At 68.9% G+C, this 9,185-nt stretch carries 9 protein-coding genes; 3 read left to right on the top strand and 6 right to left on the bottom strand.

Features of this window, described 5'->3' with window-relative positions:
* The 3 genes from K206_RS0129255 to K206_RS0129245 all read right to left on the bottom strand — a co-directional run.
* Positions 1 to 1,208, bottom strand: a 1,208-nt coding sequence (locus tag K206_RS0129255; protein ID WP_020205913.1) for an HlyD family efflux transporter periplasmic adaptor subunit, incomplete at its 3' end; no start/stop codon positions are given.
* Between the two features lie 74 nt (positions 1,209 to 1,282).
* Entirely contained in the window at positions 1,283 to 2,797 is a 1,515-nt protein-coding gene (locus K206_RS0129250) for an AdeC/AdeK/OprM family multidrug efflux complex outer membrane factor (RefSeq protein WP_043367240.1), read from the bottom strand.
* 86 nt (positions 2,798 to 2,883) lie between these two features.
* Positions 2,884 to 3,381, bottom strand: coding sequence for a MarR family winged helix-turn-helix transcriptional regulator (locus K206_RS0129245; protein WP_020205911.1), 498 nt, complete (start codon positions 3,379 to 3,381; stop codon positions 2,884 to 2,886).
* 262 nt (positions 3,382 to 3,643) lie between these two features.
* Between K206_RS0129245 and typA the strand changes: the two genes are divergently transcribed.
* Positions 3,644 to 5,464, top strand: a complete 1,821-nt coding sequence (typA, locus tag K206_RS0129240) for a translational GTPase TypA (RefSeq protein WP_020205910.1) — start codon at positions 3,644 to 3,646, stop codon at positions 5,462 to 5,464.
* A gap of 81 nt (positions 5,465 to 5,545) precedes the next feature.
* Here the strand turns inward: typA and K206_RS0129235 are convergent, their stop codons facing one another.
* Positions 5,546 to 6,409 (bottom strand): sterol desaturase family protein, encoded by an 864-nt coding sequence (locus tag K206_RS0129235; RefSeq protein ID WP_020205909.1) that lies wholly within the window; start codon positions 6,407 to 6,409, stop codon positions 5,546 to 5,548.
* Positions 6,410 to 6,552: 143 nt separating this feature from the next.
* On the opposite strand from K206_RS0129235, the gene K206_RS0129230 reads away from it, so the two are divergent.
* Together K206_RS0129230 and K206_RS0129225 are read left to right on the top strand one after the other, a co-directional pair.
* Positions 6,553 to 7,632 (top strand): enoyl-CoA hydratase/isomerase family protein, encoded by a 1,080-nt coding sequence (locus tag K206_RS0129230; protein ID WP_020205908.1) that lies wholly within the window; start codon positions 6,553 to 6,555, stop codon positions 7,630 to 7,632.
* 139 nt (positions 7,633 to 7,771) lie between these two features.
* On the top strand, positions 7,772 to 8,332 hold the full coding sequence (locus tag K206_RS0129225; protein WP_020205907.1) for an NADPH-dependent FMN reductase: 561 nt from the start codon (positions 7,772 to 7,774) through the stop codon (positions 8,330 to 8,332).
* 94 nt (positions 8,333 to 8,426) lie between these two features.
* Here the strand turns inward: K206_RS0129225 and K206_RS0129220 are convergent, their stop codons facing one another.
* Both K206_RS0129220 and K206_RS0129215 read right to left on the bottom strand, forming a co-directional pair.
* A complete protein-coding gene (locus K206_RS0129220) occupies positions 8,427 to 8,648 on the bottom strand; it encodes a hypothetical protein (protein WP_029044223.1) in 222 nt (73 codons plus the stop codon).
* A 101-nt stretch (positions 8,649 to 8,749) separates the two neighbouring features.
* Positions 8,750 to 9,013: a hypothetical protein gene (locus K206_RS0129215; protein WP_020205905.1), complete on the bottom strand. Its 264-nt coding sequence runs from the start codon at positions 9,011 to 9,013 to the stop codon at positions 8,750 to 8,752.
* Positions 9,014 to 9,185: the final 172 nt, after the last annotated feature.

Here is a 9,185-nt window from a genome sequence, read left to right as displayed (position 1 = left end):
ATCGGCTCGGCAGCCTGGCGCCCGCCGTTGTTCAGCGAGATGATGCGGGCGATCAGCGCGTCGGCGTCCTGCGCGACCTTGTCATAGACGTCGGTCTGCATCGGGCGCGATGCCGTGGTCTGGGTCATCGAGGCGCCTTCCTCCTTGCGCACGTCGACCGTCACGTTCATCGACAGCCCCACGCGCAGCGGATGGTCCTTGAGCTGCCGCGGGTCCAGCGCGATGCGCACCGGCAGGCGCTGCACCACCTTGATCCAGTTGCCGGTGGCGTTCTGCGCCGGCAGCAGCGAGAAGGCCGAGCCGGTGCCGGCCGAGAACCCTTCCACCTTGCCGTCGTAGGCCACCTTGGAGCCGTACACGTCGGCTTCGAGCCTGACCGGCTGGCCCACGCGCATATGCGTGATCTGCACTTCCTTGAAGTTGGCGTCGACCCACACCTGCTCCAGCGGCACCACTGCCATCAGCGGCGTGCCCGGCGCCACGCGCTGGCCGACCTGCACCGAGCGCTTGGCCACGTAGCCGGTCACTGGCGCCGGCAGTGTGGAGCGCGCGAAGGCGAGATAGGCCGAGCGCAGGTTGGCGGCGGCGCGCTGCACGTTGGGATGCTTCTCCACCGTGGTCTGGTCGGTCAGCACCTTGTTGGAGGCGAGCTGCTCGCGCGTGGAGGAGAGCGCCGACAGCGCCGCCTGCAGCGCGGTCTGCGCGTGCGAGATTTCCTCGCCCGAGACCGCGCCGGAGCCGGCGATGGCCTGGCGGCGCCGGAGGTCTTCGCGCGCCCGGGCCACGTCGGCCTCGCGCATCGCCACGTTGGCGGCCAGCGAGCCGTTGTTGACGTAGAGCGTGCGCACTTCGCGCACGGCTTGCGCGAGTTGCGCCTCGGCCTGTTCCAGGTTGACCTGCGAGTCGGCGCGGTCGAGCTGGATCAGCGGCTGGCCGGCCGTGACCAGCTGGGTGTCGTCGGCCGCGATCGAGATCACGGTGCCGCTGACCAGCGGCGTGACCTGCACCACGTTGCCGGCGACGTAGGCGTCGTCGGTGTTCTCGAAGTGGCGCGCGTACAGGCCCCAGTAGATGCCGTAGGCCACGCCCGCCACCACCACCGCGGCGGTCAGGGAAAGCAGCAGGCGCTTGCGCTTGCCGTTGTTGTTGGCGGAGGCCGCGGGCGCGGGCGCGGCGGCGGTCTGGGACGCTTGCTTGTTGTCGCTCATGATGGTGTCTTAAGAATGCTGTCTCGGTGCTGTGCGGCGGCCGCGGCCGTCCGCCTCGTTGGTGCGTGGCGCTCTCAGCCCTGCGCGCCGCCGGGCTTTTCCCCCGCCATGCCGCCGGCCGGTTCCTGGTAGCCGCCGCCGAGCGCCTTCATCAGGCCCATCTGCAGGTCCAGCCGGCGGGCCTGCAGGTCGGTGGCGAGGCGGCGCTGCTGCAGCACGTTGCTCTCGGCATTGAGCACCGTGAGCTGCGTGCCGAGGCCGGCCTTGTAGCGGATGGTGGCGAGCGAGTAGGCGCGCTCGGCCAGCGCCAGCGCCTCGCGCTGCGCGGTGATCTGCGTGTCCACGCTGCGGATGCTGGTCACGGTGTCGGCGGTCTCGCGCAAGGCGTCGACCAGTGCCTGGTTGTAGTTGGCCACGGCGAGGTCGTACTGCGCATACTTGCCGCGCAGGTTGGCGCGCAGCTTGCCGCCCTCGAAGATCGGCAGGGTCACGGCCGGGCCGACGCCGAACGTGCGGCTGATGCCCATCAGCAGGTTGGAGGTGTCCAGCGAGGCCACGCCGGCGAAGGCCGTCAGGCTGATCGCGGGCAGGAACTCGGCCTTGGCCACCGCGATGTCCTTGCCGGAAGCCTCCACGCGCCAGCGCGCCGCCACCAGGTCGGGGCGGCGGCCGAGCAGCTCGATGGTGAGGTTGTCGGGCAACTGCGGCGTATCGTGCGCGAGCACGGTCGGGCGCTGGATTTCCTGGCCGCGGTCCGGCCCCTTGCCCAGCAGCGCGGCGATCTGGTTGCGCGCCAGCAGGATGTCTTCGTCCACGCGCAGCAGGTCGGTCTGCGCCGAAGCCACGGTGCCGCGTGCCTGGGTGGTTTCCACCTGCGTGTCGAGCCCCGCGCGCAGGCGGTCGCTGGACAACTGGGTCAGGTCGCGGCGCTGGGCGATGGCGCGCTCGGCCACGTCGCGCTGCGCGTACAGCGCGGCCAGGCGGGCGTAGGTGCGCGCCACGGCGGTGGTCAGGATCAGGCGCGAGGCCTGGCTCTCGGCCTCCATTGCGCGGTCGTCGGACAGCGCGGCCTCGAGCGCGGCGCGGTTCTTGCCCCAGAAGTCGAAGTCGTACGACAGGCCGGCCTGCAGGCGCGACTGGTTCTGCCAGGAGCCGGCCAGCGGCGTGCCCGCGAACAGGTCGGTCGAGGAAAAGCGCTGGCGCACCAGGCTGCCCTCGAAGTCCACGCTCGGGTAGAGCGCGCTGCGCGTGATGTCGGCCATCGCGCGCGAGGCTTCCACGCGCGCGAACGCGGCCTGCAGGTCGGGGCTGTCCTTGACCGCCTCGTCGACGAGGCGGCGCAGCTGCGGGTCGTTGAACTGGTCGACCCAGTCGAGCGAGGGCCACTGGCCATGCTCGCCGGGCAGGGTCCTGGCGCTGGCCAGGGCGGCCGGGTCGGTCACCGTCTGCGTGCTGTGCGAGTTGCCGAAGGCGGCGCAGCCGGCCAGCACCGCGGCCGCCAGCGCGCTCAGCGCCAGCGTGGCGGCACGGCGGCCGGCCGCGCCGGCGCGCGGCGACAGTGCGGATTGGGAATTGGGAGCTTGGTTCATCTCGGTGCCCTGCGCGAGAGCGTCAATGTTGCTTTTGTCATCGGTGAAGAACGTCAATCGATCCGGCTTGCCGGCCGGTGTCGCGCCTATCCGCTGTTGTTGCCGATGATCCGGTGCAGCATCGAGCGGAACGTCTGCAGCTCGGCCTCGGAGAAGCCGCGGAAATGCCGGTTCAGCACGCGGCAGTAGATGCGCGGCAGCGCCTCGAGCAGCGTGCGGCCGGCGGCGGTGATCGACACGTCCACCACGCGGCGGTCCGCGTCGCTGCGCTGGCGCTCGATCAGGCCGCGCTTTTCCATGCGGCCGAGCAGGCGCGTGACCGAGCCCATGTCGGTATTGAGCTCGCGGCCCAGGTCGGTCACGGTGTTGCCGCGCCCCGCGGCCAGCATCATCAGGCAGGTGGCCTGGGCATGGGTGATGTCCAGGTCGTTGACCTCCAGCTCCACCTCGTGCGACAGCAGGTTCTTGGCGCGCGCCATCAGGTAGCCCACGCTTTCGCCCATGCGGTACTGGGCCGGGTCGAAAGGATGGGTGTCGTCGAAGGCGGACGGGTCGTGCGGCTGGGGCGAGGGCTGCTCGGGCATGTCTGTCAGGTGCTTGTCAGGTGCTTGTCGCTGCAATGTTTGCCGTGGCAACTATATGTTCACGAATGAAGATCCGCAAGGACGGCAACTTGCTATTGCGATATACGCAATAATTGAATCATTGTGATCGGCAAGGCGATCGCGCCGGCCACCCGTTCCCGGCCCGTCGCCACGCTTCCGGTCGCGCTTCGGGTTTTGCGCCGCAACATGCTATAATGTCGGGTTATCTTTTGATGCTCAGCCCCACAAGCGAGACGCTGCAATGACCCGCGCCATCCGCAATATCGCCATCATCGCCCACGTCGATCATGGCAAGACCACTCTGGTCGACCAACTCCTGCGCCAGGCAGGGACCTTCCGCGACAACCAGCAAGTGGTAGAGCGCGTGATGGATTCGAACGACATCGAAAAGGAACGCGGGATCACCATCCTGGCGAAGAATTGCGCTGTCGAATACAACGGTACCCACATCAACATCGTCGATACCCCGGGCCACGCCGACTTCGGCGGTGAAGTGGAGCGCGTGCTGTCGATGGTCGACGGCGTGCTGCTGCTGGTCGACGCCGTCGAAGGCCCGATGCCGCAGACCCGCTTCGTCACGCGCAAGGCGCTGGCGCTGGGCCTGAAGCCGATCGTGGTGATCAACAAGGTGGACCGCCCCGGCGCGCGTCCGGAATGGGTGATCAACCAGACCTTCGACCTGTTCGACAAGCTCGGCGCCACCGACGAGCAGCTCGACTTCCCGGTGATCTACGCCTCCGGCCTGAACGGCTACGCCGGCCTGACCGACGACGTGCGCGAAGGCGACATGAAGCCGCTGTTCGAGACCGTGCTGGCCAAGGTGCCGGTGCGCGACGACAACCCCGACGGCCCGCTGCAACTGCAGATCATCTCGCTGGACTACTCCAGCTACGTCGGCAAGATCGGCGTCGGCCGCATTTCGCGCGGCCGCGCGCGCCCGCTGCAGGACGTGGTGGTCAAGTTCGGCCCCGAAGGCAATCCGATCAAGGGCCGCATCAACCAGGTGCTGAAGTTCCAGGGCCTCGAGCGCGAGATCGTGCCCGAAGCCGAAGCTGGCGACATCGTGCTGATCAACGGCATCGAGGAGCTGGGCATCGGCTGCACCGTGTGTGCGCCGGACGCCCAGGACGCGCTGCCGATGCTCAAGGTGGACGAGCCCACGCTGACGATGAACTTCTGCGTCAACACCTCGCCGCTGGCCGGCCGCGAAGGCAAGTTCGTGACCAGCCGCCAGCTGCGCGAGCGCCTGGACCGCGAACTGAAGTCGAACGTGGCGCTGCGCGTGGCCGAGACCGGCGACGACACCATCTTCGAAGTGTCGGGCCGCGGCGAGCTGCACCTGACCATCCTGCTGGAAAACATGCGCCGCGAAGGCTACGAGCTGGCCGTGTCGCGCCCGCGCGTGGTGTTCAAGGAAATCGACGGCGTCAAGCACGAGCCGTTCGAGCTGCTGACCGTGGACGTCGAAGACGGCCACCAGGGCGGCGTGATGGAAGAGCTGGGCCGCCGCAAGGGCGAACTGCTCGACATGGCGTCCGACGGCAAGGGCCGCACCCGCCTGGAATACCGCGTTCCGGCGCGTGGCCTGATCGGCTTCCAGGGCGAGTTCCTGACCATGACGCGCGGCACCGGCCTGATCAGCCACATCTTCGACGACTACGCGCCGCTGCGCGAAGGCGGCCTGGGCGAGCGCCACAACGGCGTGCTGATCTCGCAGGACGACGGCGACGCCGTGGCCTACGCGCTGTGGAAGCTGCAGGACCGCGGCCGCATGTTCGTCAAGCCGGGCGATGCGCTGTACGAAGGCATGATCATCGGCATCCACAGCCGCGACAACGATCTCGTGGTCAACCCGATCAAGGGCAAGCAGCTCACCAACGTGCGCGCCTCGGGCACCGACGAAGCCGTGCGCCTGGTGCCGCCGATCCAGATGTCGCTCGAATACGCGGTGGAATTCATCGCCGACGACGAACTGGTGGAAATCACGCCGAAGAGCATCCGCCTGCGCAAGCGCCACCTGAAGGAACACGAGCGCAAGCGCGCTTCGCGCGAAAACGCGTAAGCGTCTTTCGCCGCAGTCCGGCAGCAACGAAAAACCGCGCCCCGTGCGCGGTTTTTTGTCGTCCGGGCCACGGCGGCGCCGTCAGGCGTCCGGCATCCGCTCCGCCGCCGGCGCCGCGCGCGGGCTGCGCCATTCCGGCGGCATCCACAGGTGGCGCGGGTCACGGTGGCGCCACGCGTCGGCGAACATGTCGCGCCATTCGTGGAAGGTGAGGGTGAGCGGGTTGTGGCTGTCGATGCGGCGCGTGATGCCGTACTCGGGCGCCTCCTGCTCCGGCACGAACGAGCCGAACAGGCGGTCCCACACGGTCAGCACGCCGGCGTAGTTGCGGTCGATGTAGCGCGGGTTGCGGGCGTGGTGCACGCGGTGGACCGAAGGCGTGTTGAACAGCCATTCCACGCGGCGCCAGCGCCTGCCCAGGCGCGTATGCACGAAGAACTGGAACGCCAGGTTCAGGCCGACCGCGAGGATCACCCAGTCCGGCGTGAAGCCGGCCAGCGCCAGCGGGATCCAGAACAGCCACATGCCCGAGAGCGGATAGGTCAGGCTCTGGCGGAACGCCGTCGAGAAATTCATGCCCTCCGACGAATGGTGCGTGACGTGCGAGGCCCACAGCCAGCGCACGCGGTGGCTGGCGCGGTGGAACCAGTAATAGAGGAAGTCCTGCAACAGCAGCAGGAGCAGGAACGACCACCACGCCTGCGGCACCGCCTGCCAGCCGTGCCGGTAGCACCAGTCGTAGACGGTGCGCACCATCAGCCACAGGAAGAAGGCGTCCGAGGCCTGGTGCATCAGCGCCAGCGCGGCGTTCGAGGCCGAATCGCGCAGGCTGTACACGCCCGGGTCGCGGCGCGCCCAGTACCACGCCTCCGCGCCGATGGTGAGCAGGAACACCGGCGCGAACGCCAGCAGGATCAGGCCGGGATCGAGGGTCGACTGTGTCATGGCGCCAAGTGTTGCCGGTTTCCGGCGTTCATGCCTGGAGGCCGCCCTCTAGACGCGCGCCGGCCCGCGCCATGCCGCCGCGGTGCCCGCCGCGCGGTCCCGCTGGTGTAAAGTCGAGGGCTGCTTCCGAGGAGAAAGAGACAATGACAGACCTGGTCACCAGCGAGATCCACGGCGGTATCGGCTACCTCACGCTGAACCGCCCGCAGGCGCTCAACGCGCTCTCGCTCGAGATGATTCGCGCCATCGCCGAGACGCTCAACGACTGGGCCGCGGCGCCCGAAGTCGCGGCCGTGGTGGTCGCCGGCGCCGGCGGCAAGGCCTTCTGCGCGGGCGGCGACATCCGCTTCTTCCACCAGGCCGCGCTGGCCGGCGACCTCGCCACGCTCGACCAGTTCTTCGTCGAGGAATACGCGCTCAACCACCTGATCCACCGCTACGCCAAGCCCTACATCGCACTGATGGACGGCGTGGTGATGGGCGGCGGCATGGGCATCTCGCAGGGCGCGCGCCGCCGCCTGGTGACGGACCGCACCAGGATGGCCATGCCGGAAACCAATATCGGCCTGTTCCCCGACGTGGGCGGCGGCTGGTTCCTGTCGCGCACGCCGGGCCGCCTGGGCGAGTACCTGGGCCTGACCGGCGCCGTGATCCATGCCGCCGACGCGCTGCACGCCGGCCTGGCCGACGCCTACCTGCCCGGCAACGCGATGGCCGAACTGGTCGACACGCTGCGCTCGCGCGCGTTCGCCGACGGCGACGCGGTGCTGGCCTGCATCGACGCCGCCACCGCCGCGCACCGCGGCGCCTGCGTGCCCGCGCAAAGCCAGCTGGCCGCGCTGCGGGGCGACATCGACCGCCTGTTCGCCGGCGCCACCGTGACCGACATCGTGGCCGCGGTCAGCGACGCCGGCACCGATTGGGCCGCGCAGACCGCCGCCATGCTGCGCGGGCGCTCGCCGCTGATGCTCAACGTCACGCTCGAGCAGATCCGCCGCGCGCGCACCATGACGCTCGAGGACGAGCTGCGCATGGAACTCGACATGATGTACTACGTGTTCCGCCACGGCGACGGCGTGGAAGGCATCCGCGCGCTGGCGGTCGACAAGGACCACGCGCCGAAGTGGCAGCCGCCGCGCCTGGACGAGGTGTCGCGCGAGCGCGTGCGCGCCTTCTTCGACAGCCCGTGGGCGCACGGCGAGCATCCGCTCGCGGCGCTGTAGGCCGGATGGGGCGGGCCTGTTTCCGCCCGGTGCCTGCGGTTTTCTTTCACGCAATTGGATTAAAGTGACGGCTGGACCGGCCGCGGCCGGTCCGCATCACTCCGACATCCATCCTGCAGTGAACGTGAAAGGAATCGCGATGAGCCATCCCCGTGACGTAGCCGTACTGGTAGGCAGCCTGCGCAAGGAATCCTTCAACCGCAAGCTCGCGCTTGCGCTGGCCGCGCGGGCTCCCGCCGGCCTCAAGCTGGAGATCGTGGAGATCGGCCAGCTGCCGCTGTACAACCAGGACGAAGACGACAGCCCGCCCGCGCCGTGGGTCGCGTTCCGCGACCGCATCCGCCGCGCCGACGCGGTGCTGTTCGTGACGCCCGAATACAACCGCTCGGTGCCGGCCGCGCTCAAGAACGCCATCGACGTGGGCTCGCGCCCCTACGGGCAGAGCGCGTGGGACGGCAAGCCGGGTGGCGTGATCAGCGCATCGCCGGGCGCGATTGGCGGCTTCGGCGCCAACCACCACCTGCGCCAGTCGCTGGTGTTCCTCAACATCCCGGTGCTGCAGCAGCCCGAGGCCTATCTCAGCGGCGTCGACAAGCTGTTCGACGAGCACGGCGGCATCGCCAGCGAGTCCACGCGCGGTTTTCTCGACAAGTACCTGAACACCTTCGCCGGCTGGATCGAGCGCAACGCGCCGCGCTGAGCATCGCGCGCAAACGTTGACGCCCGCTGTCGCAAGGGCAGCGGGCGGGAGGGCAGGTTATCGCTGCCGCGCGCGTGTCGTGGTGCTTGTGGTTCTATTTCCCGCGCTTGAGGTCCCCGGCCGGCCGCTCGCGCGTGCCTGCCGGCGGCTGGCCTGGAAAGCCCTCCGGATAGCTGATGATGCGCAGGCCCGCGACGGCCCTGCGCAACGGCCATGCATGGCGGGCGCCGGTCCTCGCGCCGCCGGTGATCGCCGTCATGGCTTCCCTGTCGAGATCCACGCTGTCCGGCAAATCCTTGATGACGATAACGGCCATGACTTCCTCCTGCATGCGCCTGACGGGCGGCCGCGTGGCCGCGGCGCCGCCCTGGTCAGTATAGGTCACGGGCCTATGCTCCGGGACCGCTGGTGTGCCGCTCAGACCGCGGCGTGCGTGGCCGCCCATTGCGCCGGATTGACGTTGATCGCCAGTCCGAGGCCGGAGCCGATCACGCCGACGTTGTTGAGCGTGTTGACGTTGATGCTCTGCAGCTGGGCGATGTTCTGGCTGACGTTGACATTGACGTTGGCCACCGGGCCCAGTCCTTGCAGCCAGTTGTTGGCGCCGCCGCGCACCCTGGCCAGGGACTTGCCGTCGAGATCCTGGGTCAGCGCGAGGTCGCGCACGATGATGGATGACATGATGTTTGCTCCTTGATGGTGGTGGTGTCCGGTGGCGCGGCGGCGGGGCGTGTCCCCGGCCCGCCGCGCGGCGCCGTTCAGCGGTAGATGTTGTTGGCGGCGTTCTGGGTGCTGTCGACGTGCGAGCGGATGCCGTCGGCGAAGGCGGTGTTGTTGCCGTTCATGTTGACCA

This window comes from Cupriavidus sp. WS, assembly GCF_000395345.1.
GTDB lineage: Bacteria > Pseudomonadota > Gammaproteobacteria > Burkholderiales > Burkholderiaceae > Cupriavidus > Cupriavidus basilensis_B.
This window is presented reverse-complemented; position numbering and strand designations above follow the sequence as displayed.

Bases quoted from the DNA above. Each gene is read 5' to 3' on its own strand.
- K206_RS0129230 (WP_020205908.1), top strand. From the start codon at position 6,553: ATGACAGACCTGGTCACCAGCGAGATCCACGGCGGTATCGGCTACCTC.
- K206_RS0129225 (WP_020205907.1), top strand. From the start codon at position 7,772: ATGAGCCATCCCCGTGACGTAGCCGTACTGGTAGGCAGCCTGCGCAAG.
- typA (WP_020205910.1), top strand. From the start codon at position 3,644: ATGACCCGCGCCATCCGCAATATCGCCATCATCGCCCACGTCGATCAT.
- K206_RS0129215 (WP_020205905.1), bottom strand. From the start codon at position 9,013: ATGTCATCCATCATCGTGCGCGACCTCGCGCTGACCCAGGATCTCGAC.
- K206_RS0129245 (WP_020205911.1), bottom strand. From the start codon at position 3,381: ATGCCCGAGCAGCCCTCGCCCCAGCCGCACGACCCGTCCGCCTTCGAC.
- K206_RS0129250 (WP_043367240.1), bottom strand. From the start codon at position 2,797: ATGAACCAAGCTCCCAATTCCCAATCCGCACTGTCGCCGCGCGCCGGC.
- K206_RS0129235 (WP_020205909.1), bottom strand. From the start codon at position 6,409: ATGACACAGTCGACCCTCGATCCCGGCCTGATCCTGCTGGCGTTCGCG.
- K206_RS0129220 (WP_029044223.1), bottom strand. From the start codon at position 8,648: ATGGCCGTTATCGTCATCAAGGATTTGCCGGACAGCGTGGATCTCGAC.